This is a genomic window from Sphingomonas echinoides ATCC 14820, assembly GCF_000241465.1.
In the GTDB taxonomy this organism is placed as follows: Bacteria; Pseudomonadota; Alphaproteobacteria; order Sphingomonadales; family Sphingomonadaceae; genus Sphingomonas; species Sphingomonas echinoides.
Window position 1 is genome coordinate 1,832,160 of sequence record NZ_JH584235.1, and the last position, 18,474, is coordinate 1,850,633.

Here is an 18,474-nt window from a genome sequence, read left to right on the forward strand (position 1 = left end):
ATGCGGCTTCGTCCAAGCCCGAACCGTGTGTGCGGTGCCGATGCCCGCATTGGCAAGGCGCTGGTAAATATTTTGTCGGACTATTGACCGCCGAACGACCGGCCGTCTAGCAATGCCGAACGATCCATAAACGCGCGCGCCGCACAATCGGCGAAAACAAGAAGCTCCGGCCAGCAAAAGGCCGGGCGATCGGGAGAAGACCGGATGACCGGAGTGGGGCGATCCGTTGATCGACGTCGTGCTTGGTTCGCATCGCATGGCGCGGGTCGCGCCGCATTGTGCGGAGTGGCGTTGCTGCTGGCCGCCCCCGCTATGGCGCAGGACGCGCGCATGGTGCCGACTGTAGCCCCGGCCGAACCCTCTGCAATCCGGCTCGACACCGGAGGAGTCGCGGGCGCGACGGCACCAGAGGCGTGGTTCCGTCAATATGGCGTGGCGATGACGCGCAACGTCAGCACGGCAACACTGACGCCCTTCCTCCCCGATCCAGCCAAGGCGACCGGCGCGGCGGTGATCGTGGCACCCGGTGGCGGCTTCCTGATGCTGTCGATGGAGAATGAGGGGTGGCGCGTCGCGCGTGCGCTCGCCGATCACGGGATCGCCGCCTTCGTGCTGAAATACCGCCTGAAGCCAACCCCCGCCGCTATGCCCGACTTCGAGCAGGCGGTGGCGGCGATGTTCGCAGGTGCCGGACGTCCCACGTCGCGGCTGCGCCCCGAGGACGCCGCCGCCGGGCTGGCCGAGCCGATCGCCGACGCGCGCGCCGCCTTCGCGCTGATCCGTGCGCACGCCCGCGAATGGCGGGTCGATCCCGCCCGCATCGGGATGATGGGCTTTTCGGCAGGGGCAATGACGACGATGGCCACCGCGCTCACCGCCCCCGAGCTGCACCCGGCGTTCCTCGCGCCGATCTACGGCTCGATGGAGGCGGTCCGCGTTCGCCCCGATGCCCCGCCACTGTTCGCGGTGCTCGCCGCCGACGACCCGCTGTTCGCGCGCAAAGGGCTCGGCCTGATCGATTCCTGGCAGCAGGCAGGGCGGCCCGTCGAATTTCATTTGTACGGCCAGGGCGGCCACGGCTTCGGCCTTGGCAAAGCAAACACGACGAGCACCGAGTGGTTCGACGCCTTCGTCCGGTGGCTCGACATGAACGGCTTGCTGACACGCCTGCAGGACGGCGGCGCGGCAGGCGCAAGCGGCACGGGAGCGACGAAACCATGAAACCGACCAAGATCGCGATCGTATTGGCAATGAGCGTCGTCGCGCCGTTGACCGCCGGCTTGGCGCAACAGGCACCCGCGCCTGCACCGAGTTTCGAGCCCTATTTTGCCGCGCCGACGAGTGCGCCGCTGGCCCCCGACGCCGACGGCTTTCTGCAACGCTGGCTGCTGCTGGAACCGATCGTCAAGCCAAACCGCAGCAATATCGGTTTCACGCAAAGCTATGTGCGCGCGGCGCTGAGCGATTTCCCCGGCCGCACCGAGGCCGTGCCGCGCGATGGTGCGTTGATCAAGACGCCGGAGCCGCTGCGCTGGCACGCGCTCGATGCGCGCTTGTTCGATGTGAAGCTGTTCAATTTCGCGCAGAGTCTCGGCAAGCCGGTTTATGGTGTGATCTTCCATGCGATAACCGTCGTCGACAGCCCACGCGACATGCACAATGTGCGGCTCGCGGTCGGCTCGAACGCGGCATCGATGTGGTGGGTCAATGGCACCGAAGCCGTCGGCCTGTACGGCGACCGCCGGATGGTGATGGACGATGGCGTATCGCAACCGCTCACGCTGCACAAAGGGCGCAACATCATCCGCGGCGCGGTCATCAACGGCCCTGGGCTCAGTGACTTTTGCGTCCGCTTTGTCGATGCCGACGGGCGACCAGTCCGCGACCTCACGATCGACCTGAAATAGCCCCGACTTCGCTTGAACGCGCGCGATCCCGTTGGAGAGACCATGAAGTACGCTGCGATTGCCGTCCTGTCGGCCCTGCTCGCACTGCCGGGTGCCGCCGCTGCCCAATTGGGGGGCGAGCCCATTATCCATGATCCCTCCACGATCGCGCTGTCGGACGGGAAATATTATACGTTCGGCACCGGTCGCGGTGGCCTCGTGTCCGAAGATGGCTGGACCTGGCATAGCGGTGGCGTGCGTCCCGGCGGCGGGGTCGCGCCCGACATCATCCACATCGGCGATCGCTATTACGTCGCCTATGCGGTCGGCGGCGGCGGGATGAATGGCGGCCATGCCAGCCAGATCAAGGTGATGTGGACCCATTCGCTTGACCCGAGCTCCCCAGCGTTCGGATATCATGAGGTCGGCGTCGTAGCGGAAAGCAACGGCATCGAAGATGCCGACGCGATCGATCCCGCCTTCCTGCTCGCCGATGGGCGGTTGTGGCTGAGCTATGGCACCTATTTCGGCTATATCCGCATGGTCGAGCTCGATCCCGCAACGGGTGCCCGGCGTGCGGGCAACCAACCGGTCGATATCGCGATCGACATGGAAGCGACCGCGCTGCTGTACCGCGACGGGTATTACTATCTGCTGGGAACGCATGGCACGTGCTGCGACGGGCCGAATTCGTCGTACAACATTCGCGTCGGGCGCTCGCGTTCGCCGACCGGCCCGTTCGTCGACCATATGGGCGTACCGCTGCTGAAAGGCGGCGGGAAGCTGGTCGTGGCGGGGCGCGGGCGGCGCTATGGGGCCGGCCATTTCGGCCTGGTCGACCTTGGCGATGGACTCGAAAAGTTCTCGATGCACTATGAAGCCGACATGGATCGCAGCGGGCGCAGCGTGCTCGCGATCGAGCCCTTGCTCTGGAAAGATGGCTGGCCGGTCGGCGGCGAAAATCTTGCGGCCGGAACATATGAGATCGAATCGCAGCGCAGTGGCGGCGCACTGGAGCTTGCCGTCGACGACACCCGCATCGCCTTCGATGCGCGCCGCAGTTTCTTTGCCCCACCGAACACGCCGGTCAGCCCGATTGCGAACCAGACGCTTGGAGAAGATCAGGCGAGTTGGCCAAGCGGGCCAATCAAGGTCGACCTTGGCGATTATATGATCCGGCCGCATCAGCAATGGACGGTCACGCCCGTCGCCGGGGCGGGCGGCTATTTCGGCGCGCCATATTATAGCATCGTCATCGCGGGCACCGGCCGCGCGCTCGCGGTGTCGGGGGACACGGTCACAACCGTGCCGACCTTCACCGACGCACCCGAGCAATTGTGGCGGATCGATCAACTCACCGACGGCACCTACCGGATAACGCCGAAGGTGACGGGACAAGGCCCGTCGCGCGCGCTGATTGCCGTAGGAGCCAGCACCCCCGCGCTGGCCCCGTTCGACCCCGCCAGCGTCGTCGGCCGCTGGGCCTTCAAGCGACCGTAGCGGAGCGTGCCACCGGTCTTTGCGGAAAGCCGTCCTACGATAGTCGCAGTTTCCGTCACGACTGGCTGCTGCTAGAGTCCGGCGCTGTGACGATCGAACATTCCCTCTCCCTGGCTGAAGAGGCCGGATCCGCAATCGACAGCGAGCCGCCAACGCGCTCCCCGCGCGGCAAGGGTCGGCGGCTGCGCGGGGCCATTGCCCACAAACTCGGCGTGGCGATCCTGTCGGGCAAATATGCCCCGGGCGAAACGCTTTCCAGCGAGACCGTCTTTGCCGAATCGCTCGACGTATCGCGCAGCGCCTATCGCGAAGGCATCCAGGCGCTGATTGCCAAGGGACTGGTCGAAAGCCGACCAAAAGCGGGAACGCGCGTGCTCCCGCGCGATCGCTGGAATTTGCTCGACCCCGATGTGCTCGGCTGGGCCTTTGCCGGTGAACCCGATCCCCAGCTGGTGCGCAGCCTGTTCGAACTGCGCTTGATCATCGAGCCTGCCGCCGCCGGGATGGCCGCCGTCAAGCGCGACCGCAGCGAACTCAAACGCATGAAGGAAGCGCTGGCCGCGATGCGGCGGCATTCGCTGGCAACCGATCTCGGCCGCGCCGCCGACCGGCAGTTTCACGATACGATCCTGCGTGCGACCCGCAACGATGCATTGGTGGTGCTCAGCGCCTCGATCGGCGCAGCGGTCAGTTGGACAACGCAGTTCAAGCAACGCCTGCGCGCGCTGCCGCGCAACCCGATCCCCGATCACGTCCTCGTTTACGACGCGATTGCCGCAGGCGACCCCGACGCCGCCAGCGCGGCAATGCGCCGTTTGGTCGAACTCGCGCTGGAAGACACGCAAAGCGCGATGGCCAGCTGACCGCGCCGGGGTCAGCGTGTCAGCGCTGCCTCGGACCAGCTTACCGGATCGGGGAAGCGCATCGGCGTCGCGGTGCGCGCGACGAGCTCGATCAGCGTGACGCCGCGCACATCGACCGACAGCGGCGCGGCCGCGTCGCCGTACCGCATCGGTGCCGACTGGCCGAGCAACTTGCCATCGCCATAGACCGCGAAGCGCACCGGCTGGCTGCGGTCACGCGCCGAATCGTCGACGCCGACCAGCGCCGAGAAGCGGGCAAAGCCCGTATTGCGCACTTCGAGCCGCGAATTGGCGAGCACGCCGATCCCGGTGGTGAAGCGCCGTCCCGCCACTTGCAGCGTCTCACCATAAGGCGTGCCATCCGCCTGCGCCCCGCCCCAGCCGCCATAACGCGGGTGGTCGCCATCGCCGCGCGTCCCGCGCCACGGCAGGATGCCGCGGTGGATCAGCGGTTCGTGCTCGGGGACGATGACGCCATCCACCGCCGGATTCACGCTGCCCGGCTGTTCCGACAGATAGAGACCGCCGGGCAATTGCCGGGTACCGTGCGCGGTGAACACAAGCGTCTGATGCGGCGCGAGCGCGAGCTTGGTCTCGCCGCGGAAGTGCGTCGTGCCACCATCCCACAGATCGTCGAGCGTGACGTCGCCGTCAGCGGTGAATTTGAGATGGTCGGCCGTCAGCACCGCCTGCGCGGGCGACGCGGTGCGGTTGAAGATCGCCACCGCCTTGTCGCCGCTGGCCAGCGCCTTGACGAGGATCTGCACGTCGTCGGTATCGAACGCCAGCACAGCCTGATTGCCGGCGGGATCCTGGTCGAGCGCGATGATCCGGGCGTTGCCGAGGATTGCCAGCATCGTTGGCGGGGCCTTGCGCAAGTCATAGCCGATGAACAGCGGCGCATTCGCCATCGCCCACAGCGAAAAATGCGTCCGCGCCTCGGTCCTGTGCGCCGCATCGAAATCGCCGGTGCCGATGAACAGCATGTCGGGGTCGTTCCACGATCCCGGATGCGCATAGAGCGCGCGGCGCGACACGCTGTCGAAATTGTGCAGCATCCGCGACCAGCTTGGCGAAATGTCCTCGCTGGTGCGCGAGATATTGCCGACATCCTTGCCCCAGGCGCGAACGTCGGCCGCGCCCCACAGGCAGATCGAATAGAGGAAGTCATTATCGGGGTTGTAGCGCTTGAGCGCCCGCCCGACCTCTTCATACAGCCCGCGCACTGCCGCAATGTCGCTGCGCCCGACCGATTCAACATCGACCAGCGGTGCGAGCGCGCGATACTGGCCCGCCTTCACGCGCGGATCGCTCGCCGGGAAAGCGCGGATGCCGCAGCCGTCGACCTTGATCAGATCGAAGCCCCATTCCTTGAAGTAGAGCGCGATATCCTGGTCGACATGGCCGTAGAGCGCGACCTCGCGCTCGGCGAGCGTGCCCTCGGGCATGTTGGCCATGGTCGAGGTGAACGCCTGCCCGCAGGTATTGCGCCCGACATCCGAATAGATGCCGGCCTTGAGCCCCATCGCATGGAGCCGGTCGGTAAAGGGGCGGAAGCTGGTGTCACCGCCCGGCCCCGCTCCCTTGGCCGAGGGAAAGGTCGTGGTGCGGATGACCATCCGCCCGTCGCGCGCGCGGCGCTGGAGCCACCAGCCATCATCGACGTCGATATAGCGATAGCCCTTCGCCGCCAGCCCTGAATCGACGATGATCTGGGCCGAGGCGAGCACCTTTTCCTCGCTGACATCTTCGTAAAAGGCGTTCCAGCTGCTCCACCCCATTGGCGGCACTTGCGCCGCACCCGCGCTATAGGCGCTCCACCGCCCGCTCGGCGCGAGATCGTCGGACTGCGCGATCGCGGGCACGCTCGAAACCGTCGCGGCGAGCAGCGCCGCACCGCCCCGCAGAAACATGCGCGCACTGCGCATCAGCGCGCCGCCTTGGTCACGAGGTTCTTGCCGAAGAAGGGCATGACATAGTCCTGAAAGCGGACCGCGACATCGCTGACATGCGTCCCGTGGTACAGTTCGAAGCTGTTGGCGACGCCATAACGGTCCAGCGTCGCGTGGAGTTTGGCGGCGTCCTCCTTGAGACCGTCCTGGTCGCCGACATCGATCGCAATCGCGCGATACTGGCGCAAATTGCCGATATATTGGTCGACAAAGGCAAGCGGCGCGTTCGCCGCCCATTTCGCCAGCACCTCGGGCTGCACGACGCCATTCTTGGTCGGCAAATCGAGGAAGAAGGGCGGATTTTGCGGGTTGGGCGACCAGGCGGCGGCGGTGGCGAATTGCGCGCGCCCGAAAAAGGGCAGCGCGGTGGCTTCCTCGCGGCTATGGATGGCCTCCAGCGCGGCGGCGGCCTTGGGGTCAATCTGGCCGGGATCGCGCGGCGACAGGCAGCACGGGCTCATCATATAGATCGCGCCGAACATGTCGGGATGCCGCATCCCGATCCGCGCGGTACCGTAACCGCCCATCGAATGCCCGACGAGCCCGCGGCTGCGCCGGTCGGCGATCGTGCGATAATGCGCGTCGACATAATGGATCAGGTCGCGCGCGATGAAGGTCTCGAAATCGCCGGTGGTGACCGAACTCGAATACATCGATCCGTTATGCAGCGTTTTCGAATCGGGCAGCACCACGATCATCTCGGGCACACCCGTGGCGAACGCGCCCTCGATCGTCTGCGGCACATGGATTTCGTGGGTCCATTGCTCGGCACCGATCGAATACCCGTGGAGCGCGTAGAGCACCGGGTAACGCCGCTTCGGGTTGGCGGCATAGCCTGGCGGCAGCATCACCAGGACGTCGCGGTCCGCCGAATCGCCTTCGAGATTGCCGACGATGGTGGGGGCGTGGACTTTGATCCGTTCGATCGTCACGGTCGGAGCACCGGCAACCGGCGGCGGCACGTGCGTCGGCACTTGCCCGATTGCCGGCATCGCGCCCAACATCAAGGTGGCCGTGCCCGCGCCTATAACGCGCGCTGCACGCCACAGCGCGCTTAGCTGCCGATGCGATCGCATATCTCTCTCCCACACCCCATTAGGCCGATATCGCGTCGTCGCGACTCGCCGTCTTGTCTGTCTAAAGCAAACGCGCGTCAATTCCCCGCCGCGCCTTTTCCCGCCGCTTTCTCACCCGCCGCGCAGCAGCCGCATCACCAGCGCGCGGATCCGCCCATAATTGCCGCTGCGCAGTGGCCCCAGGATACCATGCTGCTGTTCCGGCAGATGCGCGAGCGGATGCCCATCGGGGCGAAAGACATAATGGTCAAAGAACGCCCGCCATGCCGCGCGCTCGGGTGCCGGGCGCTCGGCAATCGCGATCATCGCGAGCAGCATCGCGGTGTGCGGCGCGTCCGGACCGCTGGCAAAGCCATCCCACCAGTAATTCACCAGCACGTTGAAAGGCGCGGTCGCTTCAACCGAATGCCACCACAGCTTCGGCAGATACAGCGCATCGCCGGGTGCCAGATCGACGGTGATCGCGCGCGCGCGGGCGTTGGCGAAGGCCGGATAGCGCCCATCGCCCGGCGGCGCACTGGCGGCCAGACTGACCGGTTGCCCGGCCAGCGTATGATCGATCGGCCCGACATACAGGTCCGCAATCGCATCGGGGGGATAGAGCGTAAAACGCCGCCGCCCGGCCACAACGCAGGCAAGGTTGTCGAACGTATCATAATGGCAAGCGACCGACGACGCGGTGCCGAGCCAGATCCGTGGCGCGACATCCGGCGACAACATCGTCAGGGCATTTTCGGTAGAAAAACCAGTAAGATAGTCATCCGTCGGCAGCGAACCGACATAGATTGACGGTTCTGACGGAGACTGGGCAGCCGCCGCGATCCGTCGCAGCGCCTCGCCGAACTGCACGCTTTCCCGCGAAAAGGTAAACCCGCTCAACCCATCAGCATAATCATATCGTCCACCGATCGCAGGGTCGCCGACGAACATCTCGGCCGCGCGGTCGACCGCGAAGCCCGCCAGATAGGCGACGAGCGCCGCGTGCGATTGCGCCTGCGCCGTATAGGCCGGCCAGTGGCGACACACACCGCGCAGCACGACGGGCGCGCAGGGCTCCGCAATATCGCGCAGGAACCGGTCGCGGTCCAACGCGCCACCGTCAAGGGTGCGCAGACGCGGCGAATCGAGCGCTGTCATCCGCCAACAAGGCGATCGTTGCGCAGGTGCGCGAGCCTGGAAATGTGGTGTTGCGACCCAAGCACGGCATGCGCCAGCGCGAGATCGCCCTGTCGAAACAGGTCGATCACTGCCGCGTCGTCCAGTTCGGCCAGCGCATCGCGACTGATCGTATAGAGCCCCTCCAACGCGAGTCGTTCGCCATCGTCGAAGCGGAACGACAGGTCGATCGGCTCCACCAGTTTCAGCGCAAGCAGCCGCTTGAGGAACTGCTCGGTCTGCGGCAACCCCGCGTGCAACTGGCTCAACGCACTCTGGACGCGTCGCAGCGCCACAGCGGGCGTTCCCCCGTCGTCGAACACCGGTTGCCCGCCCGCGCGCACAAATCGGGTGTGCGCCGGATCGATCGCAATATGATCGCCGGAGATAAAGAAGCCCTGCCGCACCAGATCGAACAGGCGGTCAACAGCGGCTCCATCGCCCGAACCGGCGGCGATATTTTCACCGGGCTTCAGGCCCAGCAACGCGCCGGCATAAAAGGCCCCGGTTTCCGGATGCTTGGTAAACAGGATCGGAAATCGCGCCGCAACCGACTCGAATTCATCGAGGACAATCTGCACGAAATGACGGTCGGCGGACAGCGGCGGACCAAGCCGCAACCCGGCATGATGATCGGTACTCAAGACCTCAAGCGTCGCCATCCACGTCCTCTCCAACATCTCGCGCCGCTGCTCACGGTCGTCCGACAGGCATAAGCGGCGCACCCGCATCTGGCCAAGTGGGTTGATTGTTTTTTCGCATTACACCGACAAATACCATTGCGCAGCGTCTCTGGTAGCGATAACAATCTCTCCAGCGCGATATGTCGGACAATACCGGCAGCAGTGCAAGTGGCTTCCCCGACGCCGAGAGTTTTGGGTCAAGCCACTGAATAATAATGATAGTTCAAGAGGGAGGGGATTGTGACGTACATGACCGCACGCGGCATTAGCGCTTCATCAGGCTCACGCCGGCGCAAATTTATCCTGATTGGCGCTCCGAGCTTGCTCGCGCTCGCTTTGGCAGACCCGGCTGCAGCGCAAACCAGCGACGCCCAAAATATCCAGACCACGCAAGTGGTAACGCCGCAGGCTGGACCGGCGACCGACACCGCCACCCCCGAGGAGGTCAGCCAGGACATTATCGTCACGGGTCTGCGCGGCTCGCTCCAGCGCAACCTCGACATCAAGCGTTCGGCCACCGGCGTGGTCGACGCGATCTCGTCCGAAGACATCGGCAAATTCCCCGATTCGAACGTCGCGGCCTCGCTGCAGCGCCTGCCGGGCGTGTCGATCCAGCGTTCGGGCGCACGCGGCGAAGCCACCGGCATCACCGTCCGCGGCTTTGGCGGCGACTTCAACACCACACTGTATGATGGTCGTCGTATCTCGACCGCGACCGGCAACCGCCAGATCGATTTCTCGACCGTCGGTTCCGATTTCATCGGCCGCTTGAGCGTCCTCAAGACGCCCGACGTAGCGCTGACCTCGAGCTCGATCGGCGCGACCGTCAATGTCGAATTCCCCAAGCCGTTCGATCATCCGGGGCTCCGTCTGGCGACCAGCATTGCGGGCTCGATCCAGGATCGCTCGGGCAAGATCGTTCCGACCGGCGGCGTGCTGCTGAGCGACACCTTCGCCAATGGCACGCTCGGCGTGCTGGCCGACTTCATCTACACGCGCCGCGATACCAACACCAACCGCGTCGGCGTGAACGGCTGGGAGGGCGGCTATTACGCGCCGTGCCAGCTGAAGGGCACCACTGCGACCAGTTGCTCGCCAACCAGCGACTCCAAAAGCGCCGCCTATGCCGACGCCCGCAATCGCCAGACGGTGGTCGGCTGGTTCCCGCAGCAATATGTTTACGAGCAGGACCGCACCAAGGACGAACGCTATGACGGGCGCATCGCGCTGCAATGGCATCCGTCGGACGATGTGATGGTCACGATCGACGACAATTTCTCGCGGCAGAAGGTCGTCACCGACATTTACGGCTTCGGCGTGTGGTTCAACCAAGGCGCGCTGCGCAACGTCGAGCTCGACAAGAACGGGCAGACCACCAACTTCACGCAGACCGGCTCACCAACCGACTTCACCTCGGCAATCAACACCGAAGTGCTGCAGACCAACGCCATTGGCGGCAACGTGAAATGGGACGCAACCGAACATCTGACGCTCGAAGGCGATCTCAATTACGCGCAGAGCTGGCGTAATCCGGACGGCAATATCGGCAGCCAGAATGGCGATATCGGCTATGGTGGCGCGCTCGGCACGACGACCGGGCTGCAAATTCTCGGCAACAGCAGCAACGCCATTCCGGTGCTGACCGCCTTTGGGCCCAACGGCACCGCCGCAGATTTCGCCAATCCGGCGCTGATCGGGTCGCATGTCACCGTCAACCAGACCCAGCGCAACACCGATACCCTGAAGCAAGCGCGCTTCAACGCGACCTGGCATCAGGACAATCTGACGATCAAGGCCGGCGGCCAGTATATCGAGGACCGCTTCCAGCTCAGCAACCAGAGCACCTTCACCAACAACTTCTGGCAGGCCTATGCCGGCTACGGCACACCGTCCGCGCAGGGTGGTGGCATCGCGCCGCTGCCAAGCAGCCTGTATCAGGGCACGATCTCGACCAACAACTTCATCCCCGGTTTCCAGGGCTCGCTGCCGCCGTCGTTGATCATGTTCAACCCGATCGCCTATCAGAACTATCTGACCAGCCTCGGCAACCCGCAGACCAAGAACATCCCCGGCTATAACTATTCGGGCGTGACAGGCTTTACCGGAACCTTTGACGAAGCGGTCGACCCCGGCAGCATCCAGGACGTTCGCGAAAAGACCTGGTCGCTCTACATGAGTGTCAATTTCACCGCCGATATCGGCAGCATGCCGTTCCACTTCAACGCGGGCGTGCGGAACGAGAACACGCATCTGACCTCGATCGGCCAGGGACGCCTGCCGTTGGTGCTCAGCACCAGCAGCGCCGATCCGACGCTGCTGACGGTGTCGAGCTATACGCCGGTGCAGACGGTGTCGAGCAAGAGCAGCTATTCGTTCCTGCTGCCGACCCTCGACGCGCGGCTTGAAGTCACCGACCGGCTGCAGCTGCGCTTCGACGCCTCGCGTACGCTGACGCGCCCGGCGCTCAACCTGCTGTCGCCGGTGCTCAACGTCGGCAGCGGCCAGCGCGTCAACGCGCTGACGGCAAGCGGCGGCAACCCCAACCTCAAGCCGTATCTGTCGGACAATTTCGACGTCGCGGCCGAATGGTATTACAAGCGCAATTCGTACGTTTCGGTCGATTTCTTCGTCAAGAACGTCAGCAACTTCATCGTTGGCGGCGTGACGCGGCAGTCCATCAACGGTGTGGTCGATCCGACCACCGGGCAGCTCGCCAACTTCGCGGTGACGCAACAGGTCAACGGACCCGACGCGACGGTGCGCGGGGTTGAGGTTGCGTGGCAGCAGGTGTTCGGCGAATCGGGCTTCGGCTTCACCGCCAACGCCACCTTTGTCGATACCAACAAGCCGTATGACCCGACCAACATCTCGCAGACCGGTTTTGCCGTGACCGGCCTGGCCAATTCGGCGAATTTCGTTGGCTTCTACGACAAGCACGGCTTCCAGTTCCGGGCGGCGCTCAACTGGCGCGACAAATATCTGCTCCAGTTCGGCCAGAACCAGAATACCGGACAATTCGGGGCCGAGCCGACCTTCGTCAATTCGAGCCTGCAGCTCGATCTGTCGTCGAGCTATGACATCAACAAGCACTTCAGCGTGTTTGGCGAAGTCCAGAACGTCAACAACAACCAGCAAAGCACCCACGGCCGCTTCGACAATCAGTTGCTCGATGTGTTCGACTATGGACGGCGCTATCTGGCCGGCGCGCGCTTCCGCTTCTAGTCTCTGCCACCTCGGGGGTGCCGTATCGGCACCCCCCCATTTTTGGTAGTCGGGAGCGATGCAGAGCGTCAAAAACATCGTTATCGTCGGTGGCGGGACGGCTGGTTGGCTGACGGCCGGCATCATCGCCGCGCGGCATCGCAGCCGGATGGCAGAGGGCTTTTCGGTCACGCTGATCGAATCCCCAGGAACGCCGATCATCGGGGTTGGCGAAGGCACTTGGCCGACGCTGCGCACGACGCTTTCCAAAATCGGTGTGTCGGAAAGCGATTTTTTCCGCGAATGCAACGCATCGTTCAAACAAGGCGCGCGCTTCGCCCGCTGGACCACCGGCGCTCCTGACGAAGGCTATTATCATCCGCTAATGCTGCCGCAGAGTTTCTCGCGGGTTAATCTTGCGCCGCATTGGCTGGCCGATGGCCATGGCCAAAGCTTTTGCGACATGGTCTCGCCGCAAGGGCGGCTGTGCGATGACGGGCTTGCCCCCAAGACGATCGCCACCCCCGAATATGAGGCGCTCGCCAACTACGCCTATCATCTCGACGCCGGGAAATTCGCAGGGTTTCTCCAGCGGCACTGCTGCGAAACGCTCGGCGTTCGCCATGTGCTCGCCGATGTCCAGCATGCGACGCAGGCCGAAAATGGCGACATCCTTGCCGTCGTCACCGAACAAGCGGGCGAGATCGCGGGTGATCTGTTCATCGACTGCACTGGCTTTGCCGCGCTGCTGATCGGCAAGACGCTCGACGTGCCGTTCAAGAGTTGCAGCGACACCCTGTTTTGCGACACGGCGCTGGCGGTGCAAATCCCGCATGACGATCCGGACGGGCCGATCGCCTCGCACACCATCTCGACCGCGCAATCGTCAGGCTGGATCTGGGATATCGGCTTGCCGACGCGGCGCGGCGTCGGGCACGTTTATTCGAGCAGTCACATCTCCGACGATGCCGCCGAGCAGGAATTGCGCGGCTATCTCGGCCCACGGGGCCGCGATCTGGCGGTGCGCAAACTGGCGATCCGGGCCGGGCACCGCGAAACCTTCTGGAAAAACAATTGCGTCGCGATCGGCCTCGCCGCCGGTTTCCTCGAACCGCTTGAGGCATCGGCGATCGTGCTGATCGAACTCTCCGCCAAGCTGGTGGCCGAGCAGATGCCGGTGTGCCGCGAAGTGATGGACATCCTCGCCGCGCGCTTCAACGCGACGACGCTCTACCGTTGGGGCAGGATCATCGATTTCCTCAAGCTGCATTATGTGCTGACCAAGCGCACCGACAGCGACTTCTGGCGCGACAATGTCCGGCCCGAATCGATCCCCGACCGGCTGCGCGACCTGCTCACCCTGTGGAAATATCAGCCGCCCTGGTTCCACGACGAATTTGACCGTGTCGAGGAAGTCTTCCCGGCGGCGAGCTATCAATATGTGCTCTATGGCATGAACTTTCACACGCAAGTCTCGCGCGATGCGATCGCGGGCGAAACCCGGCTCGCGGCACAGGCACGGCGCGAAGCCGCGACGCAAACCGAGCGGCTGCGCGCGGGCTTGCCACGACACCGTGATTTGATCCGCAAGATCGTCGAGCATGGATTGCCGACGATCTAATCCTCCGACGACTCCTTCCTTCCCCCGGATTTGAGGTACAGCATGGCATCGACCGTCTCTTTCGCATCGCGCGCGCTGCTGCTGGTGAGCGCCAGCGTCGCGACCATTGCGTCGCAAGCGCAGGACCTACACGGCGCAGCGCAGCCCAGCGTGGCGCGCGCCGAGGCCGACCGCCTTGCGGCAACACTGGTTGCGCAGATGACGACCGAGGAGAAGCTGCCGCAATTGCTCAACGTCGCGCCTGCGATCCCACGGCTGAAGATCCCGGCGTATAATTGGTGGACGGAATCGCTCCACGGGGCGCTCGGGCCGATCCCAACCACCAACTTCCCTGAGCCGATCGGCCTCGCGGCAAGCTTCGATGCGCCGCTCGTTCATCAGGTCGCCGACGCGATCAGCACCGAAGTGCGCGCGCTCCACACGCAGGGGCGGCAGACGGGCAAGCTCGGCCGGATCGGCACCGGGCTCGATACATGGTCGCCCAACATCAACATCTTCCGCGATCCGCGCTGGGGCCGCGGCCAGGAGACCTATGGCGAGGACCCCTATCTCGCCGCACGCATGGGCGTTGCGTTCGTAACGGGCATGCAGGGGCCAAACCCGGATCTTCCGCGCGTGATCTCCACGCCCAAGCATTTCGCGGCCCATAGCGGCCCGGAATCGACGCGCCACGCCGCCAACGTCTATGTCTCGCCGCACGATTTGGAGGATACCTACCTCCCCGCCTTCCGCGCGGCGATCGTCGAGGGCCGCGCGGGCTCGATCATGTGCGCCTATAATCGCATCGAGGGGCAGCCAGCTTGCGCCAGCGACCTGCTGCTCAAGGACCATCTGCGCGGTGCCTGGGGCTTTACCGGCTATGTCGTGTCCGATTGCGACGCGGTGAAGGACATTGCCGACAATCACAAATACGCCCCCGACCAGGCGACCGCCGTCGCGGCAGCGATGAAGGCGGGCGTCGACAATGAATGCAACACGCAGACGATCGGCGATATCGGCGGCCTGCCCGATCGGTTTGGCGACGCGCTCAAGCGCAACCTGATTTCGCAGGGCGATATCGATCGTACGCTGGTGCGGCTGTTCTCCGCGCGCCTACGCAATGGCGATTTGCCGGGCGTGGCGGGCGCACCGGCGGTGGTTCCGGTAAGCGCGATCCTCACCCCCGATCATATCGCGCTCGCGCTGGACGCCGCCGAAAAGAGCCTGGTGCTGCTCAAGAATGACGGCGTGTTGCCGCTGCGCCCCGGCGCGCGGATCGCGGTCGTCGGCCCGCTCGGCGATGCGACGCGCGTGCTGCGCGGCAATTATTCCTCGACGCAGTCCGCCCCGCCGGTCTCGGTAGTGGAGGGTCTGCGCCAAGCCGCCGGTGCCAACGCGGTGACGCTGGTGCCCTTCGGGGAATCGATCACCGATGGCGATCGCGTGCCGCCCACAGCGCTGCTTGGGCCAGACGGAAAGCCCGGGCTGCTCGCGCGCTATTTCAACCCGGTCACCCCGCCCGTCCTGCCGTTCAAGCCCGGCACCGACCGGGCCATCCTCGCCGCGCTCACCTATCAGGATCGCCCCGCCGTAACCCGGCGCGAGGTCGACGTGGCCGCACGCGCCTTCGATCTCCCGACCGTCAACGATTATCACCGCACCGAATGGACCGGGTTTCTGGTCGCACCCGAGACGGGCAGCTATCGCCTTGGCCTCGGCGGCAGCGGGCTGCTCGAGATTGACGGGCACACCTTCCTCGATGTCGGCGGCGAGCATCACAGCCCGCTGCCCACGCTCAAGACGGTGACACTGCAAAAGGGTCAGCGCTATCGCCTGCGGCTGGTCTCGACCGCGCGCGGCTTCGGCAATACCGACCTCGTGTGGAAGCGGATCTCGGCGCAGCCCGAGGCCGATCTCGCCGCCGCTGCTGCCAAAGCCGACGTACTCGTCGCGGTGGTCGGGCTGACGTCCGACATGGAGGCCGAGGAAACCGGCACCGACATTCCGGGCTTCAAGGGCGGCGACAAGACCTCGCTCGATCTGCCCGCCGAACAGCAAGCGCTGCTGGAACATGCAAAGGCGACCGGCAAGCCGCTGATCGTGGTCGCGATGAACGGCAGCCCGATCAACCTTGCCTGGGCCAAGGACAATGCCGCCGCGATCGTCGAGGCCTGGTATCCCGGCCAGTCGGGCGGGCTTGCCGTCGCCAACGTGCTGACCGGCAAGACCAATCCCGCCGGTCGCCTGCCGCTGACCTTCTACCGCAGCGTGGCCGACCTGCCGCCCTTCGACGATTATGCGATGACCGGACGCACCTATCGCTACTTCACCGGTACGCCCGTTTACCCGTTCGGCTATGGCCTGAGCTTCACGCGCTTCGCCTACGCCCCGCTGACCGTGACGCCTGCCGCCGGCGGTGCCGAGACCGGGCTGCGCGTGACGACCGAGGTCAGCAACACCGGCCAGCGCTCGGGCGACGAAGTGGCGCAGCTCTACCTCAATTTCCCCGATCAACCCGGCACCCCGCGCATCGCCTTGCGGGGCTATCAACGCATAACGCTCAAGCCGGGCGAGCATCGCGTCATTAGCTTCGACCTGTCGCCCCGCGACTTGAGCGCAGTGGCGGTCGACGGTACGCGCCAAGTGATGGCGGGCCAATACCGCGTCAGCGTGGGGTCGGGCCAGCCCGACACCGGCGTGCCGACCAGCACCGCCAGCTTCACCACCAGCCGCGCGGTCCGGCTGCCGCTCTGACGAAAGGGCTATTTCTCCCCTCCCTGAAAGGGAGGGGCGGAAGATCGAAGGTTCGCAAGGCGGTCCGCACCTACAGCGCAGGACCGCCCTCGCGGCCTCACTGCAAATCGAGCACCACGACCGACATAGGCGGCAGCGTCGTGCTCAGCGTGCCACCGCTCACATGCGCGCCGGTGAAGGCGACCGGCTTGACCACATCGGGCTGCTCAAAGCTGTTATGCGCGTCCATCGTCGTGCCCGTGACGATCCGCCCCGCAACGCTGCTGGCAGTGACCCCGGCCAGCGCGATCGACAGCGGGATCGCGCGGTTGGGATCGAGATTGACCAACGCGACATGCACTTGCCCGGCCGTGTCACGCACCGCCGATGCACTGATCGCGGGAAGTGCCGTCGCATCCTTGTGATACCAGGGCGACTTGACGTCGATCGGCAAGACCGTCGCGTCCTGCCACGGCTTGTACAGATCGAACACCCAATAGGTTGGCGTCTTGACCATCTTTGCGCCGTCGGTGAGCAGCATCGCCTGCAGCACATTCACCATCTGCGCGATCGCCGCCATCTTCACGCGGTCGGCATGATGCGCGAAGATGTTGAGGTTGAGCCCGGCGACGACCGCGTCGCGCACGCTATTCTGCTGGACGAGGAAGCCCGGATTGCTGCCGGGCGCAGGATCGTACCAGGTGCCCCATTCATCGACGACCAGCCATACCTTCTTGGCCGGATCATATTTGTCCATGATCGCCGAATGCTTGGTGACGAACTCGTCCATTTGCAGCGTGTGCGCCATCGTGCTGGCCCATTCGCTTTCCGGAAAGCCGAGCGCGGCCCCCTTGTCCTTCCATTCCTGGTCGCGCGGGCGCGTATAATAATGCAGCGAAAGACCATCGATATTCTTGCCCGACAGCCGCATCAGCGTGTCGGTCCACTCATAATTGGCGTCGCTTGGACCGCTGGCGATCTTGAGCATCTTGCCGGTGCCCGACTTGGCGAAGAGCGCATAGCGATTGGTCAGGTCCGCAGCATATTCGGCGCGCATGTTGCCACCGCAGCCCCACAGCTCATTGCCGATGCCGAGATAGGGGACCTTGAACGGTGCAGCATGACCGTCCGCCGCGCGTTGCTTGGCCAGCGTCGATCCGTTCGGTGAGGTCATATATTCGACCCATTGCGCAGTCTCGCTCGGTGGCGCGCTGCCGACATTGGCGGAGACATAGGCCTCTGCCCCCAGCCGCTCGACAAAGCCCATATATTCGATCGTGCCAAAGGCATTGTCTTCATTGACGCCGCCCCAATTGGTGTTGATCTTGACCGGGCGTTTGCCGCGCGGGCCCACCCCGTCACGCCAGTGATATTCATCGGCAAAGCAACCGCCGGGCCAGCGCACCACCGGCACCTTGATCGCGCGCAATGCCTCGAGCACGTCGCGGCGATAGCCATGGTCGTTGGGAATCGAGGACGTTTCCCCAACCCAGATGCCGCCATATATGCCGTGGCCGAGATGCTCGGCAAACTGGCCGAACACTTGCCGGTTCATCACGGGCCCCGGCTGATCGCCATGCAGCGTGGCCGTCGCGCCGCTGGCGCTGTCAATAGTGTCCTGGGCAAAGCCCGCGCCGGGCAGCGTGGCGACAAGAGCAAGGCCGAGCAAAAGGTGGGCGCGACGGATCATGACAGGGGTCCTTTGACGCAGAGCGTGGGGGAGGTCGGCCGAAGCGCGACCGGTATCAGGAAGGGCGAGTGTTTCGGGGCGGCCAGACGCCGCGCGGGATTGCAGATCAAACGCAACACTCCCCCCTCACCCCCG

General features: G+C 64.8%; 12 protein-coding genes. 7 read left to right on the plus strand and 5 right to left on the minus strand.

The genetic code is table 11. The annotated features are described in order from the left end of the window. The first annotated feature begins 204 nt into the window (after positions 1 to 204). The 4 genes from ON00_RS08560 (at position 205) to ON00_RS08575 (ending at position 4,249) form a co-directional block, all read left to right on the plus strand. The gene (locus tag ON00_RS08560; protein ID WP_010404969.1) at positions 205 to 1,221 is read left to right on the plus strand and encodes an alpha/beta hydrolase; all 1,017 of its coding nucleotides are present in this window, start codon (positions 205 to 207) and stop codon (positions 1,219 to 1,221) included. Next, entirely contained in the window at positions 1,218 to 1,907 is a 690-nt protein-coding gene (locus ON00_RS08565) for a hypothetical protein (RefSeq protein ID WP_010404972.1), read from the plus strand. The genes ON00_RS08560 and ON00_RS08565 overlap by 4 nt, the downstream gene beginning before the upstream one ends. A 42-nt stretch (positions 1,908 to 1,949) precedes the next feature. Continuing rightward, positions 1,950 to 3,386: a family 43 glycosylhydrolase gene (locus ON00_RS08570; RefSeq protein ID WP_010404975.1), complete on the plus strand. Its 1,437-nt coding sequence runs from the start codon at positions 1,950 to 1,952 to the stop codon at positions 3,384 to 3,386. Between the two features lie 110 nt (positions 3,387 to 3,496). After that, on the plus strand, positions 3,497 to 4,249 hold the full coding sequence (locus tag ON00_RS08575) for a FadR/GntR family transcriptional regulator (protein ID WP_050810977.1): 753 nt from the start codon (positions 3,497 to 3,499) through the stop codon (positions 4,247 to 4,249). 11 nt (positions 4,250 to 4,260) lie between these two features. On the opposite strand, the gene ON00_RS08580 is transcribed toward ON00_RS08575, so the two are convergent. The 4 genes from ON00_RS08580 to ON00_RS08595 form a co-directional block, all read right to left on the minus strand. Further along, complete coding sequence (locus ON00_RS08580; protein ID WP_010404979.1) at positions 4,261 to 6,177, minus strand: NPCBM/NEW2 domain-containing protein; 1,917 nt, start codon at positions 6,175 to 6,177, stop codon at positions 4,261 to 4,263. Further along, entirely contained in the window at positions 6,177 to 7,277 is a 1,101-nt protein-coding gene (locus ON00_RS08585) for an alpha/beta hydrolase (RefSeq protein ID WP_010404981.1), read from the minus strand. The genes ON00_RS08580 and ON00_RS08585 overlap by 1 nt, the downstream gene beginning before the upstream one ends. Positions 7,278 to 7,388: 111 nt before the next feature. Beyond that, positions 7,389 to 8,414: a cupin-like domain-containing protein gene (locus ON00_RS08590; protein ID WP_010404983.1), complete on the minus strand. Its 1,026-nt coding sequence runs from the start codon at positions 8,412 to 8,414 to the stop codon at positions 7,389 to 7,391. Further along, positions 8,411 to 9,094 (minus strand): SapC family protein, encoded by a 684-nt coding sequence (locus ON00_RS08595; protein ID WP_010404985.1) that lies wholly within the window; start codon positions 9,092 to 9,094, stop codon positions 8,411 to 8,413. The genes ON00_RS08590 and ON00_RS08595 overlap by 4 nt, the downstream gene beginning before the upstream one ends. Before the next feature lie 270 nt (positions 9,095 to 9,364). On the opposite strand from ON00_RS08595, the gene ON00_RS08600 reads away from it, so the two are divergent. The 3 genes from ON00_RS08600 to ON00_RS08610 are packed head-to-tail and all read left to right on the plus strand — an operon-like array spanning position 9,365 to position 16,670. Further along, a complete protein-coding gene (locus tag ON00_RS08600; RefSeq protein WP_010404987.1) occupies positions 9,365 to 12,337 on the plus strand; it encodes a TonB-dependent receptor in 2,973 nt (990 codons plus the stop codon). 58 nt (positions 12,338 to 12,395) lie between these two features. After that, complete coding sequence (locus tag ON00_RS08605; protein WP_010404988.1) at positions 12,396 to 13,937, plus strand: tryptophan halogenase family protein; 1,542 nt, start codon at positions 12,396 to 12,398, stop codon at positions 13,935 to 13,937. A 42-nt stretch (positions 13,938 to 13,979) separates the two neighbouring features. Beyond that, on the plus strand, positions 13,980 to 16,670 hold the full coding sequence (locus ON00_RS08610) for a glycoside hydrolase family 3 C-terminal domain-containing protein (protein WP_010404990.1): 2,691 nt from the start codon (positions 13,980 to 13,982) through the stop codon (positions 16,668 to 16,670). A 97-nt stretch (positions 16,671 to 16,767) separates the two neighbouring features. On the opposite strand, the gene ON00_RS08615 is transcribed toward ON00_RS08610, so the two are convergent. After that, positions 16,768 to 18,339 carry an alpha-N-arabinofuranosidase gene (locus ON00_RS08615; protein ID WP_010404993.1) on the minus strand — a complete coding sequence of 524 codons (1,572 nt, stop codon included), beginning with the start codon at positions 18,337 to 18,339 and terminating at the stop codon, positions 16,768 to 16,770. Positions 18,340 to 18,474 lie beyond the last annotated feature (135 nt).

What these genes read in the sequence shown, in the direction of transcription:
- ON00_RS08600 (WP_010404987.1), top strand. Translation starts at nt 9,365, where the DNA reads ATGACCGCACGCGGCATTAGCGCTTCATCAGGCTCACGCCGGCGCAAA.
- ON00_RS08560 (WP_010404969.1), top strand. Translation starts at nt 205, where the DNA reads ATGACCGGAGTGGGGCGATCCGTTGATCGACGTCGTGCTTGGTTCGCA.
- ON00_RS08610 (WP_010404990.1), top strand. Translation starts at nt 13,980, where the DNA reads ATGGCATCGACCGTCTCTTTCGCATCGCGCGCGCTGCTGCTGGTGAGC.
- ON00_RS08565 (WP_010404972.1), top strand. Translation starts at nt 1,218, where the DNA reads ATGAAACCGACCAAGATCGCGATCGTATTGGCAATGAGCGTCGTCGCG.
- ON00_RS08595 (WP_010404985.1), bottom strand. Translation starts at nt 9,094, where the DNA reads ATGGCGACGCTTGAGGTCTTGAGTACCGATCATCATGCCGGGTTGCGG.
- ON00_RS08585 (WP_010404981.1), bottom strand. Translation starts at nt 7,277, where the DNA reads ATGCGATCGCATCGGCAGCTAAGCGCGCTGTGGCGTGCAGCGCGCGTT.
- ON00_RS08615 (WP_010404993.1), bottom strand. Translation starts at nt 18,339, where the DNA reads ATGATCCGTCGCGCCCACCTTTTGCTCGGCCTTGCTCTTGTCGCCACG.
- ON00_RS08580 (WP_010404979.1), bottom strand. Translation starts at nt 6,177, where the DNA reads ATGCGCAGTGCGCGCATGTTTCTGCGGGGCGGTGCGGCGCTGCTCGCC.
- ON00_RS08570 (WP_010404975.1), top strand. Translation starts at nt 1,950, where the DNA reads ATGAAGTACGCTGCGATTGCCGTCCTGTCGGCCCTGCTCGCACTGCCG.
- ON00_RS08605 (WP_010404988.1), top strand. Translation starts at nt 12,396, where the DNA reads ATGCAGAGCGTCAAAAACATCGTTATCGTCGGTGGCGGGACGGCTGGT.
- ON00_RS08590 (WP_010404983.1), bottom strand. Translation starts at nt 8,414, where the DNA reads ATGACAGCGCTCGATTCGCCGCGTCTGCGCACCCTTGACGGTGGCGCG.